At 36.4% G+C, this 16,836-nt stretch carries 12 protein-coding genes and 1 pseudogene; 3 read left to right on the forward strand and 10 right to left on the reverse strand.

The window, feature by feature from the left end:
- Positions 1-88: 88 nt before the first annotated feature.
- Both IGK54_RS10410 and spxA read right to left on the reverse strand, forming a co-directional pair.
- Positions 89-751: an adaptor protein MecA gene (locus IGK54_RS10410; protein ID WP_002356478.1), complete on the reverse strand. Its 663-nt coding sequence runs from the start codon at positions 749-751 to the stop codon at positions 89-91.
- A 342-nt stretch (positions 752-1,093) separates the two neighbouring features.
- Positions 1,094-1,492, reverse strand: a complete 399-nt coding sequence (gene spxA / locus IGK54_RS10415; RefSeq protein WP_002356477.1) for a transcriptional regulator SpxA — start codon at positions 1,490-1,492, stop codon at positions 1,094-1,096.
- 359 nt (positions 1,493-1,851) lie between these two features.
- Between spxA and trpS the strand changes: the two genes are divergently transcribed.
- Positions 1,852-2,862: a tryptophan--tRNA ligase gene (gene trpS, locus IGK54_RS10420; RefSeq protein ID WP_002359559.1), complete on the forward strand. Its 1,011-nt coding sequence runs from the start codon at positions 1,852-1,854 to the stop codon at positions 2,860-2,862.
- 43 nt (positions 2,863-2,905) lie between these two features.
- Here the strand turns inward: trpS and IGK54_RS10425 are convergent, their stop codons facing one another.
- Entirely contained in the window at positions 2,906-4,621 is a 1,716-nt protein-coding gene (locus IGK54_RS10425) for an ABC transporter ATP-binding protein (RefSeq protein WP_016633777.1), read from the reverse strand.
- A 327-nt stretch (positions 4,622-4,948) separates the two neighbouring features.
- Here IGK54_RS10425 and IGK54_RS10430 point away from each other — a divergent pair, with 327 nt between their 5' ends.
- Together IGK54_RS10430 and IGK54_RS10435 are read left to right on the forward strand one after the other, a co-directional pair.
- Complete coding sequence (locus IGK54_RS10430) at positions 4,949-5,662, forward strand: HAD family hydrolase (protein WP_002356474.1); 714 nt, start codon at positions 4,949-4,951, stop codon at positions 5,660-5,662.
- A 69-nt stretch (positions 5,663-5,731) separates the two neighbouring features.
- A pseudogene (locus IGK54_RS10435) lies at positions 5,732-7,134 on the forward strand (IS3 family transposase).
- Positions 7,135-7,215: 81 nt separating this feature from the next.
- Here IGK54_RS10435 and elrE read toward each other — a convergent pair.
- From elrE to IGK54_RS10470, 7 genes are all read right to left on the reverse strand, one after another.
- Entirely contained in the window at positions 7,216-8,241 is a 1,026-nt protein-coding gene (gene elrE, locus IGK54_RS10440) for a transmembrane protein ElrE (RefSeq protein WP_016633776.1), read from the reverse strand.
- Positions 8,242-8,315: 74 nt separating this feature from the next.
- A complete protein-coding gene (gene elrD / locus IGK54_RS10445; protein WP_002379742.1) occupies positions 8,316-9,092 on the reverse strand; it encodes a WxL domain-containing protein ElrD in 777 nt (258 codons plus the stop codon).
- 39 nt (positions 9,093-9,131) lie between these two features.
- Entirely contained in the window at positions 9,132-9,914 is a 783-nt protein-coding gene (gene elrC, locus IGK54_RS10450; RefSeq protein ID WP_002384097.1) for a WxL domain-containing protein ElrC, read from the reverse strand.
- 1 nt (position 9,915) lies between these two features.
- A complete protein-coding gene (elrB, locus tag IGK54_RS10455; protein ID WP_002356469.1) occupies positions 9,916-10,284 on the reverse strand; it encodes an LPXTG anchor domain-containing protein ElrB in 369 nt (122 codons plus the stop codon).
- Positions 10,285-10,287: 3 nt separating this feature from the next.
- On the reverse strand, positions 10,288-12,459 hold the full coding sequence (elrA, locus tag IGK54_RS10460) for an enterococcal leucine-rich protein ElrA (protein ID WP_010713154.1): 2,172 nt from the start codon (positions 12,457-12,459) through the stop codon (positions 10,288-10,290).
- 189 nt (positions 12,460-12,648) lie between these two features.
- Positions 12,649-13,554: an Rgg family transcriptional regulator ElrR gene (gene elrR, locus IGK54_RS10465; protein WP_016618104.1), complete on the reverse strand. Its 906-nt coding sequence runs from the start codon at positions 13,552-13,554 to the stop codon at positions 12,649-12,651.
- A gap of 67 nt (positions 13,555-13,621) precedes the next feature.
- Positions 13,622-16,819, reverse strand: coding sequence for a DEAD/DEAH box helicase (locus tag IGK54_RS10470; protein ID WP_002362298.1), 3,198 nt, complete (start codon positions 16,817-16,819; stop codon positions 13,622-13,624).
- Between the last annotated feature and the right edge of the window lie 17 nt (positions 16,820-16,836).

Here is a 16,836-nt window from a genome sequence, read left to right on the forward strand (position 1 = left end):
GATTTTCACCTCTCATAAATAAACTACGCAAAGTTTCTTAATTTTCATCAAAAAAAAAGCAAAAACTCGAAAGTTTTTGCTTTTTTGCTTAATCATTAAAGTAATAACGTGTTAATTCCAGCGCACTGCGTTCCATAATACAAGTGCCATATTCGACTAAAGTATCCTGAGTGACAGTTGTTTTATGAGCAAATTCTAAAATCTGTGCAATTTCATTGTCAACATTTGTTTTTTCTAATTCATCGGTTAAGAACAAAACTTGTAAGTAATAACGATCGTTGTACGTGTATAAGTTAGTCAAAACAGATTGCATGAAGACTTCTTTGGATAATTGGATCATCGCTTCAAAATTATCTAATTCAAAGATTACATTTCTGTTTGTTTCATCTGTGGCTTCCATCTCATCAAGTTCATCGGCGGCTGCTTTGTCTGCTTCAATTTGTTTGCGAATTAATTCGCTAACATCTGCATTGACTTCGCTCAGACCTTCTAAGGAAGACAAGTCGTCCATAGCGACATTTTTACTAATAAACAGTTCTAAGCCATCATTTTTAGGCAAGACTTGGAAAGTGACTGCTTCACTACCTTGGAATTCATCTTCGACATCAACTTCTTCTAAAATACTATAAAAGAAATTTTCAACATCTTTGTGGTTTCCTAGTAAGTCAAGAAAAGTAATCCCTCTATCCGCCAGGTCTTCGTTGCCAATTAACACACGAATCGTATTTTCATTAATATGTTCCATTTCCATAGCGCTACACCTCTCTTTGCTTCAATCAGGAAACTTCTTACGTTCATTGTAGCGAAAACTACACAAAAGTAAAGTGGAAAGTCTGTAAATCCTCGAAAACTAGCGAACGTTTTATAAACTTTGAACTTTTTTAACGATTGGTTTTTCGCTCCTTCTACCTCTTCATCTTAACGCAGTCTCTCCAAAAAAGATACTATTTTTCCTTGACCACGTTCTGCCAAATCAAATGAATACAAGTTCTAAATATGTATTAAAAAGCCAGAGATAAAAATCCCTGGCCCTAAATTCATATGAATCGTTCTTTATTACAATTAACAAATAAAGAACAAAATTTTATATTTTTTATAAACCTGCCATTAATTGTGCTTGGCGCAATTCCAGTTGTCGAACATCTCTTGGTAAGAATCGGCGAATTTCATCTTCGTTAAAACCGACTTGTAATCTTTTCTCATCAATCATAATTGGCCGACGCAACAATCCAGGGTTTTCTTGAACCAACTCTAATAGATCTTGAAGTGGAAGCTCGTCCAAATCCATATTTAATTTTTGGAAAACTTTAGAGCGAGTAGAGATAATCTCTTCTGTTCCATCTTCTGTCATGATTAAAATTGCTTTTAATTCCTCAATATTTAAAGGTTCAGAAAAAATATTTCTTTCTTTAAAAGGAATTTCGTGCTCTTGCAACCAGGCTCTAGCCTTACGACATGACGTGCAACTTGGGGAAGTATAAAGTGTCAACATTGTGCATCACTCCTTTTCGCGAATCATCGCGTTTCTGAAACAGGGAACTGTACTGTTCCTCTATTTAAAACCAGTATACCTAATTTCTAATAAAAATACTAGGGGTTTTTAAACATTTTTTATTAACTTTGTTTATTTTTCCTTCATTACATCCGTGTAAAATTAGGGTTAATTTTTATGAAATTTTATGGATATTCGTTATGATTATGTAAAAAAGTAATACAGTTTTCTATTTTTATGGTTGCTGTTATAATTTACTTTTCTTGGTGATTTTTCAAGAAGTTCCCATGTATTTTTTTCTAATAAAATGTATAATAGAACTATTCACTATCTTAAGTCTAAAGTCAGGTGGTTATTTAATGAAAACAATTTTTTCTGGTATTCAGCCCAGTGGTACTCCGACAATCGGAAATTACATTGGTGCAATGAAACAATTTATCGAATTACAAAATGAATATAATTGTTATTTTTGTATTGTGGATGAACATGCCATTACCGTTCCCCAAGAACCGCAAAAGCTACGCCAGCAAATTCGTAGCTTAGCAGCTCTTTACCTAGCGGTTGGTTTAGACCCACAAAAAGCAACAATTTTCATACAGTCTGAAGTGAGTGCCCATGCAGAAGCTGGTTGGATCATTCAGTGCAATACTTCTATTGGTGAGTTAGAGCGAATGACACAATTTAAAGATAAATCTCAAAAAAATGGTCGTGCTGGCGTAAGCGCTGGTCTTTTAACATACCCTCCATTAATGGTTGGTGATATCGTGTTGTACAACGCTGACTTAGTGCCAGTCGGAGATGATCAAAAACAACACTTAGAATTAACACGTGATTTTGTGGAACGCTTCAATAAACGTTATGCCCAAAAAAATCAAGAAATTTTAACGATGCCTGAAGTAAAAATCGCTGAGCAAGGTAGTCGAATTATGAGCTTACAGGAACCAACGAAAAAGATGAGTAAGTCCGATACAAATGTGAAGGGCTTTATTTCAATGCTTGATGAGCCAGCAGTGATTCGCAAAAAAATCCGCTCTGCTGTAACTGATTCAACTGGTGTAATTGAATATAATAAAGAAGAAAAGCCTGGCATTACTAACTTACTAAATATTTATTCTGCTGCGACAGGTCAAACTGTTGAGGAACTTGTTCAAGCTTACGAAGGCAAAGGCTATGGAGACTTCAAAGCAGATTTAGCAGAAGCAGTAGTTGCCTTATTAGAACCTATTCAAGTGCGCTACCAAGAGCTTCTAGCTTCAGAAGAATTAGATATGATTTTAGATGAGGGTGCAGAAAACGCTCGCCAGGTAGCCAACAAAACACTTCAACGAATGAAAAATGCTGTTGGTTTGGGAAGAAAAGTTCGACGCTAACTAAACATAATAAAAAACCGCGAAGTTTTATTCGCGGGTTTTTTTATGTTCTAAATTGAGCATCGTACAGTCGACGATAGTGGCCTCTTTGCGCGTACAAAGTTTCATGTGTCCCATCTTCTAAAATTCCTTGGTCACTCACTACGATTATTCGATCAGCATGTTTAATCGTTGCCAGTCTGTGGGCAATAATTAATGTTGTTCGCCCGTCAGCTAACGAGTTTAATGACTCTTGAATCACTTGCTCTGTTTCTGTATCTAATGCAGAAGTCGCTTCATCTAGAATTAAAATCGGCGGGTTCTTCAAGAACATTCGCGCAATTGCCACTCGCTGCTTTTGACCGCCCGATAATTTCACGCCACGTTCGCCAATAATTGTGTCCAAGCCATCTGGCATTAGCTGAATTACATGTTCTAAATGTGCTAATTTCACCGCTTGTTGAATGTCTATTTCTGTAGCATTTAAATTCCCATAAGCAATATTTTCTCGTAATGTTCCAGGGAATAAAAACACATCTTGTTGAACAATTCCAATCTGCTTACGTAATGAAGCCAAGGTCATTTTCTGGATATTTCTACCGTCAATCGTAATTTCACCACTACTGACTTCATAAAAACGAGGCAACAGATTGCACAAGGTCGTTTTTCCTGAACCACTTTGGCCAACGAAAGCAACGGTTTCACCAGGTTGAATTTTTAAATTGATATGGTCTAAAACTTTTGTGCCATCTTCATAAGCAAATGAAACATCTTTATAGGCAATCGTTCCTTCTAAATGCGGAACAGCAACAGCTCCTGGCAAATCTTTGATGGACGGTTGTTTGTCCATTTCTTCCGTAAAACGTTTAAAGCCAGCAAATCCTTTGGGATAGCTTTCAATCATATTGTTGACTTTTTCAATCGGCCGAATAAAAATATTGGCTAATAAAATAAATCCTACAAACTGTCCTTCTGTAATTTCTCCTTTAATTGTATAATACGCACCAAAAATTAATGAAAATAAATTTATCAGACGAATTAATAAGTAATTATAGGCGGAACTGACACCCATCACCTTATAAAAATATAATTTCGATTTTCGATACATTTGATTTAAATAATTAAACTGTTTTCGTTCAAATGGTTCATTTGCAAAAGATTGCGTGACACGTATCCCACTTACTGACGCTTCAATCCCAGCATTAAATTCACCTAAATTATCGTAAATATCCGTATTCGCTTTTGTCATTTTTTTATTAAAATAGCCTAGCGCAATCGTGATAAATGGCAATAAAATAAACGTAGCGATGGCTAATTTCACGTGAATGGTTAACATTAATAAAAAAGAACCTGCTAACGTCATAATCGTAATAAAGACGTCTTCTGGACCATGATGCGCCACTTCCGAAATTTCAAAAAGATCAGTGGTCAAACGGCTCATTAATTTCCCTGTTTTTTGATTATCATAATACTCAAACGGTTGTGTTTGAAGATGTTGATATAATTCTTCACGCATATCTGTTTCAATATTCACGCCTAACATATGACCAAAATAAACCACAATAAATTGTAAAAACGTATTGATTATATAAAATGCAAATAAGCCCGCACTAGCTAATGCAATGAGGCGAAAATCTCCTTTTGGCATAATCTTATCAATTACTTGGTTGACTGCTACTGGAAAAGCCAACTCTAACAGCCCCGCAAAAACGGCACACCCAAAATCCAAAATAAATAATCGACGATAAGGCCGATAATACCCAAAAAAACGCTTTAACATAACTCCCTAACTCTCCCCCTTCATTCTCATTCATTATACGGAAAAAGACTGTCTCTTGCAAAATTCTAACTTCTATCAGAACACGTGTTATTTAAGTAACTTTGACTCAAAATCATTTTCACAAACTTTTCATTATCAGAATATTTTTTCATTTATCGTTTCCATTTTTTCGGTAAAAATAACTATAATTGTCTTTTCCCACAAGGCTTTGATTTCTGTACAAAACCTTGAAATACAGTGAAAAATACTCTATTTATTTGTGAAAATATCGGCTACAATATAACATATGAAAAGTTTTGTAAAAAAGTTAAGAGGTGCACTTGTTAAATGAGAACCATTGTTTTTGATGTTGATGACACGCTGTACGATCAGCAACAACCCTTTCGAAATGCGATGACTAAAATTTTCCCAAACGTTGCGACAGAGGATATGCATGAATTGTATCTTCGTTTTAGACACCACAGCGATGAAACGTTTCCGAAAGTTTTAGCCAATGAATGGTCCCTAGATTTCATGCGGTTTTTCCGGATGAATGAAACATTAAAGGATCTAAACTATCCAGGAATTTCACAAGAAGAAGGAAAAATTTTCCAACAAGTTTATGAAGAAGAATTGGATAATATTACGATGCATCCAGAAGTTACTAAGCTTCTTGATACTTTACAAGAGAAAGAAATTCCGATGGGGATTATTACAAATGGTCCAACAGACCATCAATTTAAAAAAGTTAAACAATTGAATCTTGAAAAATGGGTTCCAAGCCAAAATATCATTATTTCTCAAAGTACGGGTTTTCAAAAACCTGAAAAGGAAATTTTTGATTTAGCCTGTAATCAATTTTGTATGGAACCTGAACATACTTTATATGTTGGTGATAGTTATGACAATGATATTGTAGGCGCACGTAATGGTGGCTGGCATTCTCTTTGGTTTAACCACCGCTCTCGTGAACTACCAAGTTGCCAACCTGCATCACACCTTGCAGAAGTCACTTGTTTCACCGAACTTTGTCCGACTGTGGAGAAATTATTTAATCTTTAAAAAAAATCCGCTCTTGAGCCGACCCCCAAAAGTTAGACCTAGAAATCTAACTTTTGGAGGTTTTTTTGTATGGCAAAATACAGTTTTGAATTTAAACTTAAACTTGTTCATGACTACTTATCTGGTCAAGGAGGTCTAAGGTTTCTCGCAAAGAAGTATGGGTTTAAAGATAGTTCTCAAATAAGCAAATGGATAAATGCCTATAAAGAACTTGGTGAAGAAGGCCTACTTCGCAGTCGAAAAAATAAGAATTACTCTGTTCAATTTAAGCTAGATGCGATAGAGTTATATTTAACAACAGAGTTGTCCTATCAAGAAGTAGCTAATCTTCTAAAAATGAACAATCCATCATTGATTGCGAATTGGCTTAGAACGTATCAGAAGTTTGGTATAGAGGGACTCTCTAAACAGAAAGGACGTCCACCTACCATGTCTAAAAAGAAACGAAATGAACCCCAACCACTACCAAGTGAACGATCTCAAGTAGAGAAACTAGAAAAAGAAAATAGAATGTTAAAAATTGAGAATGCCTATTTAAAAGAATTGAGGAGACTGCGTTTAGAGGACGAACAAAAAATGAACGAATCGCACGAATCATTCACAGTCTCCGAAGACACTTTCGATTAAAAGATATTTTGGAAACCCTAAGGTTTCCAAAATCTACTTACATGTACTGGCAAAAACGCCTCGACAGAACAGCTTCAACACAAATCATCGAAGAAGAAATTCAAGCGATTCGTAAAAAACATCAACATTATGGCTATAGAAGGATGACCCAAGAATTGAAACGACGTGGATTTCAAGTGAATAAAAAGAAAGTCCAGCGATTAATACAAAAGTTAAAGTTACAAGTCAAAGCTTTTACTAAGAAATCAAGAAAATATAATTCCTATAAAGGAACCGTTGGTAAAATCGCTAAAAATTTGATTCGTCGCCGATTTAAAACCTCTGTTCCTCATCAAAAAATTACAACTGATACAACTGAATTTAAGTACTTTGAAGCAGATAACGCAGGCATCTTTCGTCAGAAAAAACTATACTTAGATCCATTTATGGATATGTATAATAGTGAAATTCTAAGCTATAGCCTTTCTACTCAACCAAATGGTAAAACAGTTATGGAAGGTCTGAAAGAAGCAATTTCTCAAACAAATGATTGTCCCTATCGGCGCACCTTTCACTCTGATCAAGGCTGGGCTTATCAAATGAATGTCTATATACAAACATTAAAGGACAACAATATCTTTCAAAGTATGTCTCGAAAAGGAACCTGTTTAGATAATTCTCCTATGGAGAATTTCTTCAGTATCCTAAAACAAGAAGTGTACTATGGAAAAATCTATCAAAGTCAAAATGAATTGAGAGAAGCAATTGAGAACTACATTTATTATTACAATCATCACCGAATCAAGGAAAAACTTAACTGGAAAAGCCCAGTAGAATTTCGACAATTCAATCAAAAAACTGCATAAAAATAGAGTGGAAAAATCCACTCTATAAAAAGTCTAACTTTTTGGGGTCACTACATCTTCAAATTGAAGAACGGCTTTTTTTTATTTATTTTTTTGTTTTTTCAGACGTAAAATGATGAACAGGCAGATTATCAGTAAAAGGATCAATAAACCGATTAAGAGATAAATAAGTTTAGATTCCGTTTTTTTGACGGTTACATCTTTCTCATTAAATGTTTTTGCTTCCTCTTTTGAGATCGTAAATTCTTTCGTAAATTGCCATTTTTTTCCTGAGCCTTCCACAGTCATTGCCAATACATACGTCCCAGCTTCCATTTCATTTTCTTCATAAGGAATAGGGAAATTAAAAATTGAATTGGGCGCCATTTGCATATCTTCTTGTTCTTTCTCTAAAATAACGTTATTTGTTTTCTTATTTTTAACATTTGCCGTTACTTTCATTGATTGAAGATAGGCTGCTTCATGGTTTAGCAGTGTTGAAGAAATAACACTGCGCGCATTTCTTTGCGTCGGTTCAACTTTCTCTAAAGACAATTCTGGTTGTACAACTGTTTCATTTTCTCGAAGTAAAACAGCTACTGTATAGGCATAGCGATTTTCAATTGCTAAGCCGTTTGTATTTTCTTTTTGCTTGTCTTTCGTTTCATCGACTTTTTCACTAAACGTGATCCCGCCCGCTAGTTGCCCTGAAAACTCTTCTTTAGGCATCTTCACTCGCAATTCAACTACTTTTTCACTTTTAGCAGGCAATTCAACACTCTCACCGCCGTCTTTCAGTTGAATGATTTCTGATAAATCTGCTGGTGCAGATTTATCTAATGCTGTCAACGACTCGCCATATTCAATCACTCCGTTGCTGTTTGTTGTGGCCGACTTCACACTAACATCAATCACTAAATTTTCATCTGTACTATTGGCCGCTCGAACTTTCAAAATTTGTTCTTGGTCTGGTTTCATCATTAAATCAAAATATGTTTTTGTTTTATCTATTTGGTTTTCTGGAATTTCTGTTTCAACACTAAATCGTAATTCTGCTGCTGAGGTTTCAATCCCAAAAGCAAAGAAATAAAAACTTAGGATCATCAGAATAAAATATCTATTTTTCATTTCGCTCTACACTCCATTTCTATGTAAAGGAGAAAGGCTGAGTTCCCCTCTTCCTTTCTCCAAAAAGGTTCTTTTTATGCTGGCGTATTAGCTAATGTCCAAGTAATTGTTGTTTTGTAGGCATCGTTTAATTTAACTGATTTACCTGGCACTTTTAATTGAACATCTTTCATTACTTGACGGCCGTCAACTTCAGCAATTGAACTAGCATTGCCGTATAAGTATGACCATTTCCCAGCACCTTGATCTGTTGCGGCTACCATCACGTTATGACTTTCACCCACTGTACCAAAAGTTACGCTCGCTAAACTTGTTGGTGCAGCGCTTTGTCCTGCTGTCACAGCTGAAGCATTTTGAAAGACAATTTCAGTTCCTTCAAGTGTCTGATCTTTTGTAGCAGAAGTAAATGCAGAATTTTGTTTTGCAGATAAAGTCCAGCCTTCTAAAGTTCCACGATTATCTGTAATTTGAGCAAATAATGGACCCGTTTTTTCAACATTATTTTTATCTTTTAAAACTTGTGCTGATGCAAAATAGATTTCATCTTTTGTGCTGATGATATTTTCACCAAAGTTTAAACTTGAAGCATAGTCCAAGGTTAAGGGGCCTGTAGAACCTTCATCAACTGGTTTGTCAGGATTTACTGGGTCGATAGGTGTCACAGGATCTTTGCCGTCTTTGTCTTCTGGATCCACTACAGGATTTTTGCTGTTAGGATCTTTTTCATCTGGTGCTTTAAATTTTACAATAGCATCTGTGTCGCGATTAGCCACTTCCTCTGCTTGAACTGGTAGTGTGCCTACCGCGATGGTTGCTAAAATTAAGCTGCTTGCGATGGTCATTTTTTTCATGTTAGTGCTCCTTCTCTTCTATTGTTATAGTTTCAATAATTATACGCTTGGTAAATCAGCGATTGTCCATGTTAAAACAGTTTTGTATTGAACAGCATCTTTTGGTGTTGCTCCTGGTACAGTTAATGTGATCGCTGTATTTTTATCTACGCTTTCACCGTCAACTTCCACTTTTTCAATCCCACCGAACGCACTAAGCCAAGTTCCAGAACCTTGACCTTCAGCGGCAGACATCACATTTGATGAATCGCCAGCTACTAAAGTTACTTCATGCGCAGTTGGTGTGACTGCTTTGGAATTAGACACTGCTTTGTTTTGACTTAATTTAATTTCTGAACCGTCTAAAACTTTATTTAATGTTTCTTTTGTCGCTGTTAATTGTGTTTCTTGTTTAACTGTTAAGGCCCAACCGGCATTCGTTCCGCGTTTGTCGGAAATTTGTACATAATTTGGTTTAGGATTAGTCAAATCAGGACCAGAACCGTCTGCCAAGAAAAAGTATTGTGGATTTGCATAATATTTTTCATCTTTATTTGAAATTTTATTTTTGCCAAAGTCTAAACTAGAAGCATAATCGATACTTAGTGGACCAGTTGTTCCTTCATTTGGCTTATTGCCTGTGTCTGGTGTCGTTGGATCAAAGGGTTCAACAGGTTTTTCGGTATCTGGATTCACTGGATCGACAGGTTTGTTGATAGAGGCATCCGGTGTAAATTCTACGATGGCATTTGATTCATAGTTTTTTTCTTCTGCATTCACTTCTGGTGCAATAGCCACGCCTAAAGTGATAGCGGGGATTGTTGATAAGATAATTTTTTTCATTTTATTGTTCCTTCTTTCTTTTTTTTAAAATAAAACTAGCCATAAAGATGACTATTATTCCGAGATAATTAAACATTTGTTGCTGTTTAGTACCAGTTCGAGGTAAGAAGCCTGAGCCTTTTTGATCAACCGTTTTACTTGTTGAATGCTTCAATGATTCTCCACTCACTGCTGGTATTGCTTCCGACTGCTTGGGGAAACGCTGTGGTATCTTACCATCTGGTTTTTCTTTGTTGGCTGGTGGTTCATACTCGCCATAAAAAGAAACTTCTGCATTTGTCGGATAGGCATTTGTTTCAGCAAATACATCAACTGATGAAATCAATCCTAATAGCAATACACCGCTAACTATTTTTTTGATAAGACTCACCCCCTATTTTGCACTGCCATCAGGTACGTCCATCAAGTGCCAAGTTAGTTTTGCTTCGTATTCTTCTGCTTTGGCCGTCCCTCCAGGAACAGATAATAACAACTCTTGGTCATTTTCTTTCCATTGATCAGAAATATTTGTTTCTTGATGTCCATTGACTTGGTTGTGAACAAGAATCGATTGGCCTTCTGGAATGTCCTGTAAGCGATGGTTGGTTCTAAATTTTAAAATATTCGGCAACGTAGCACCTGATTCAGATTTGAAATCAGAAGTAACGGTTAGTGCAAGCGACCAATTATTCCCTGTTTGACGAGTATCCCGTATCACTAATGGTTGATCCATGGAAACAATTGGATATTGGGTCGTGCTACTAGCGATTTGCAGCTCATTCCCAAAGGAAATCGCTGTGGGTACCGTTTTGAACCTGACAGAGCCAACCACAGTGACTGTTAGCGCTAATTCATCAATCTTGTAGCCTTTATCATAGACTTCCACGACCAACTGCTGTTTTCCATAAGTTAGTTCTGGTAATAACAAGGCTTTTTCCTTAAATGTTTTAGAATTAGTGGTTGTTTCATCTGCTAATTTCTGGATTTCTTGACCCTCTTTTTTGACAATAAATTGTAATCTATTCCCAGCATCGACATCTTGCCAATAAAAAGGCAGGGCTGTTTTTTGAAAGTCATCAATATCGATTGTTTTTTCCATCGACTTTTCTATACGCTCTTTTGACCAAGATAGTTTCGTTTCACTTAAGAAAACTTCTTTGACAGGTTGGACGACTGTTCCAGAAAAGTTCCCTAAGTATGCTTTATCTGTTGATTCCCAGATATAAGAAACGCCTTCATGAGCTTTGGGTAAATTCCATTCAAACAGTCCTTTTGTGGCATCGTAACTTCCATAAGGGCTAATCGTCAGCGGTGGAAATAGTTGACCATCACGAGATACCACCTTATTTTTTAATTGCAGTGGTTTCCCAGCAATATAATCGACAGAAGATAAGATAATCATTTGATTAGATACATCTAGCCCTGTAATGGCCGTTAAGCCTTTTAACGGACTGATATCTGAAATTTGATTTTCTCCCACATCTAAAACTGTTAGATTGAGTGTTTTCTCTAACGGTGCCAAGGAAGAAATTTGATTGTTTCTTGCATACAGTACACGCAGATTAGGAACAGTGCTTAAAGCTTCCAGACTAGCAATCGTTTGATTCATAATACTCAACTCTTCTAGACGTGGCTTATTCGCCAAGGGCGCAATTGTTTTTAATTGATTATTTTCCACATAAAGACGGAGTAGGTTATTTGCTTCCGTAAGCCCATCTAAAGTAGCAATCTGATTATTGGCAGCCCAAATGGTTTCTAAATTACGAAGAGAACGAAGCGGGTCGAAGGAAGTCACTCGATTATTCGGCGTGATTTTTGACGGATGATCTGTCGTATTTTGGATACTTAAATTTTTTAAAGCAGCCATTCCTTCAAGTCCATTTAATGTCGTTAATTGATTGTTCTCAACATACAAGCCTTCTAAACTAATTAATCCTGCTTGACCTAACGGACTAAGATCAGCTATTTTATTATTTCTCATATATAAAAAACGTAATAGCTTAAATTCACCTTTAGCAAAAGGACTCAAATCTGTTACATTGAGCGAATCTTGAAAAGATAATTCTTCTAAGTTTCTTAGGTATTGAACTCCTTCCACATTAGAAACAACGACATTTTCTAAAATAACTTTATTCAGTTTATCCAATTCTGCTTGGGTGACAGTATTAGAGGTCCGAGATTTGCTTAACTGTTTTCTGATATTTTCCGCAAAGGCTGGATCAGGAAATAGTGTACTGATAGGCGTCGCTTTATCTAAGACAGCACCTGCGTATAATTGGGGCATCATCAGTTGTGCTTCCGTTATCGCTAGTGCTTCATTTGGCGGCTCTTCACTTGTTTCAACAGTCGTTAACTCTTCTGATTGGGGAATCTCCGAACTACTGGTTGCTGAATTTTGCTCTTCTGCTGATGAAGTTTCTGGAATCTTTTCTTCTGAAACAGATGAAACATTTTCTTCACTGGAGGATGCGATTGTTTCGGTCGTTTCGGCGAAAGTTGTTACAGGAAGTAGCAAACTATTAGCCAAAAGTAAGGCACTAACTGCGGAGATGCACATTTTTTTCATAAACTTCACCTCCTGATATTTTCTTAATTATAGTGAATATCAACTGAAAATGGGTTCAATTACGACAAACTGTCCAAATTAATTTGTATAGACAAGACAAAGAGCGCCAAATAGGGTTTTCTACCCCTATTTGGCGCTCTTTGTCGCTAAACACAACCAGAATGTATTATGACAAATTCTCAATTATGCCTAGTTTTCTTTTATTTCTTTTAAACTATCCTCTATTTTTTCCAATTGCCCAGCAAAAAATTCTTGTTTGGCTTTTGGTAAAAACAATGTGATAGATAAGAGGATTTGTTCTTTAAAGATTGACCAATCTGCGAATATTTCTTCATTGGTTAAAATCATTTCTATTTTTTCTGCTATTTTTTTCCAGAGGATCATTCGCCAGTTATTTTCACCCACTTCATATTCTTTAAACATGCCTAATACATGAAGAATATGGGGAACATTTTGGCTGACAATCGCCGCAAATAAAAAATCAATAATTACTTGCTCGATAATTTCTAGCGAGCGAATATCAATAATTTCCCGCTCATTGACAGATTGTAGCACACGAAAAAGTAACGAAGTTGGAAACGGCTGCAAGCCAACGTTTTTTTGTAATGCTAAAAATTTCAAATTAAAAATAGTATACACATCGGCATTAATTAATCGTTCCAGAATCTGATTTTCTAATGCAATAATTTCCTCTTTTGTCACAACCGTTTGAGGGTTAAAAAGATATTCCAACGCCAACATCGAATACATTACTTCTTGCTTTCCTAAAGCAAAAGACGATTTATCATAATACGCTCGATAATCTGCAACGATTCGACTACTTTCTTGAAAATTTTTACTAAAGATTGCTTGATTAAACTGCTCCTTAGCTAAAACTGTTTTGGACATTGGCGTTAATTTTTCTGTCATTTCCATCGGCGAAATAGACAAGATTTCGACAATAATGGCTAAATCCGAAATACGCAATTCACTATTTCCTTGGACAAAGCGTTGATAACTTCGACTAGAAACACCATTTTCATCAAAGACACGCAGAGGAATATTTTTCCCTTTACGAATCCGTTCAATTTCTTCACCTAGCGGCCGATATTCCATATATTCTTTTTGTTTCAAACGAATTACTCCATTTCTCTTTAAATAAGGTAGCAACTAAGTTGAACGGCTATTCTCCAATGCTTAAAATTGTGCGAATATCTTCTTCCGTCATTTTCGCTAATTGCTCTTCATTTCCTTGAATCACTTTTTGGAACAGCTCGCGTTTTTCTTGCTGTAAGGAATTCATTTTTTCTTCAACCGTTCCTTCTGCAATCATCCGCCACACTTCAACAACTTTTTTTTGTCCCATGCGGTGCGCCCGACCAGCCGCTTGTTCTTCGACTGCGGGATTCCACCATAAATCGTATAAAATAACTGTATCTGCACCAGTTAAATTTAGTCCGGTGCCCCCTGCTTTCAATGAAATTAAGAAGACATCTTTTTCTCCTTCATTGAAGGCATTCGCCATCGTTAACCGATCTTGAGGCTTCGTACTTCCTCGTAAATAAAACGTCTCTAAGCCTAATTCATTCAATTCTTTTTCTAAGATAGAAAGCATGCTTGTGAACTGAGAAAATAATAGGACACGACGATTGTTTTCTTTGGCAGCCACTAAAAAGTCTTTGACTTGTTCCACTTTGCCAGAACCTCCCGTGTAATCCTCAATAAACAAACGCGGATCGCAACAGATTTGTCGTAAACGGGTCAAGCCTGCTAAAATACTCATGCGATTTTTCTTGAAGGTCGCCTGATCCATTTGACTAACATCTGCTTGCATTTGTTTTAGATAGGCCAAATAAACCGTTTTTTGTTCTTCTGTTAAGACACTGTACATATTATTTTCAATTTTTTCTGGTAAGTCTGCGAGCACCGTTTTCTTGTCTCGTCGTAAAATGAATGGTTGAATCATTTTGGCAATTTCTTCCGGCTTAATTTCTCGAAAGGCTTTTTTGCCTGGGAACAATCCCGGTAAGATCATTTGAAAAATTGACCACAGTTCATCTAAATTATTTTCAATTGGTGTGCCACTTAATGCAAAACGTTGGGGTACTTTTAAACTTTTTAAGGCTTGCGCCGTTTTAGTCCCACTATTTTTAACCATTTGGGCCTCATCTAGAATCAAATAGCCGACACGCATTTCCTGATAAAGCTGAACATCTTGTCGCATACTTGCATAAGATGTAATCAGAATATCTTCGGTGCTATTTTGTAAAAGCGCTGCTCGTTCTTGGCGGTTGCCAGAAACCACTTGAACATTTAAGGTTGGCGCAAAACGTTTGACTTCGGCTAACCAGTTATAGGTTAAACTTGCAGGAGCGACAATCAAAGCTGTCCCTTTCAAGCGCTCTTCTTCTTTTTCCGAAAGTAAATAGGTAATGGTTTGCAGTGTCTTCCCTAAACCCATTTCATCAGCTAAAATACCGCCAAATTGATAATGGCTAAGCATTTTCAGCCATTTATACCCTGTTTCTTGGTAATGGCGTAACGTTGCTTGTAAGGTTTTGGGGACTTGCGCTTCAAAGTTTTCTGGATGCGTTAAATCCGTGACCATTTTTTTAAAGGAATCTGAAAAATGTGCCCGCTCGTTGTCTTCTAATAAACTTTCGATCATGAGGCCTTGGTTTTTGGGCACATGAATGACATTGTCTTCTTGATGCATATTTTTTCGCAGCTTCGTTAAAATTGCACTTGTATGGAAAAATTCCTCTGAGTCAAAAGCAAGAATTTCACCACTTTTTAACGTATAAAAAGCATCATTACGTAGCAGACTAGTCAATACTGCATCGATTTCGGTTTCATCAATGCCAGTGACATCAAACCGAATATCTAACCAAGAATCCCCTTCCGCAACTTCAATCGTTGGCTGATGATGCTGGGCATCTAAATACAATTCCCGTAATTTCCGTCCCATCCGAACTTCTCCTAATTGACGGAAAGCTGGAACTTCGGCTTTAAAGAAATAATACAAGGACTCTCCAGCAGGTAAGACCTTTTCAAAGCCTGTGGTTGTTTGCTGATAGGCAAACTGTTGAAATTGCTGCTTAATTGCTGTTTCTTTTGCTTTATCTCGAACAATTTCTTGATTAACTTCAGGTAATTGAGCATATTTCGGGTTTGTCGAGAAAATGACTTCTCCATAGTGATAATCAATCCGAGCGTTAATCCGACCTTTAATTTTCTTAAAAATAAAGACTGCTTTTAAAGGATGATGGACGACTAATTCTTCAACTGATTCTTCAACAGACACTCGACCAATTTTTTCCAATAATGGTAACACTTCACTAAATAAATCAGAAACTGTTTCTTTTTCATAAATAATTGACGGCTCTTCCAAGCGTTTCATTAATTGAAGTAACGTGGTGTAGATGGCTTCCTGCTCTTCTGTTAGTAAATAAACCGTTTGATCCGCAATCGCCCAGTGATAGTGGGCTAGAAACGTTGTAATAGGATTCTGAATAGTTAATTTGAAGCTTTGTTCCTCGGTTTTTTGTACTGTAAACGTAAGTGGCAAACTGGTTTCTTTGAACGTTAGATAGCGATACTTATGAGTTTGATTGGTCAATATAAACTGACCCGTTCGATTCATTTTTTCAACTAACGATTGACTGCGATCAATTGGTAATAATAGATAACGTTTATCGATTTTCCCTTTAACTTGAATACCGTTTGCACCTAATAATTGGCTGGTATGATAAATTGCCGCAAGTTCTGTTAAAATTTCTTGAATCTCCATTGAAAAAGAATCATGTAGCAAAGTAAATTGGTGTTGTTTATTCACCATAAAGGTCATTTCTTTTTCATATGCTTGTAAAAAATCACCAATATTTTTCACAATATATGTTTTAGGTTTGGTGCCTTCCAAACCAATTTTTAAAGAAAGACCAATCGTTGATAATTCTGGATAGTAATTATTCGTTTCGATCACATCTAAATGAAATTCTAAACGTAAAGGCTGCAAGGGAACTTCGGCAGAAGCTTTGCTTAATTTGGCAAAGCCTTTGGTAAACATTTCAGCTGTTGATCGATTTGTTTTCTCAAAACTGACTGTTTGATTCGCTTGAATAATTCTTGACACGCCTCGTTGTTTCAGTGCCAGTTCAACAGCCACTGTATGCTTGCAATAGCCATGTTCCATCCAATATTGACATTCACAAACATCTTGTTCTTTGGCGGTACCATCCAATTCAACAAGATAAAGTTCTTCCCCTAAAACCTCAGACAACCAGATCCTTTTTTCTGGATTTTGAACGATAGATAAGACCCGGCCTTCTTGCATATATTCGCGTCCTTGTTCAACGATTCGCTCTGGAATACTCCATTTCATCGACTCACCTCCTCTTC

Origin of the sequence: Enterococcus sp. DIV2384, assembly GCF_050534975.1 — a bacterium.
GTDB classification, from domain to species: domain Bacteria; phylum Bacillota; class Bacilli; order Lactobacillales; family Enterococcaceae; genus Enterococcus; species Enterococcus faecalis.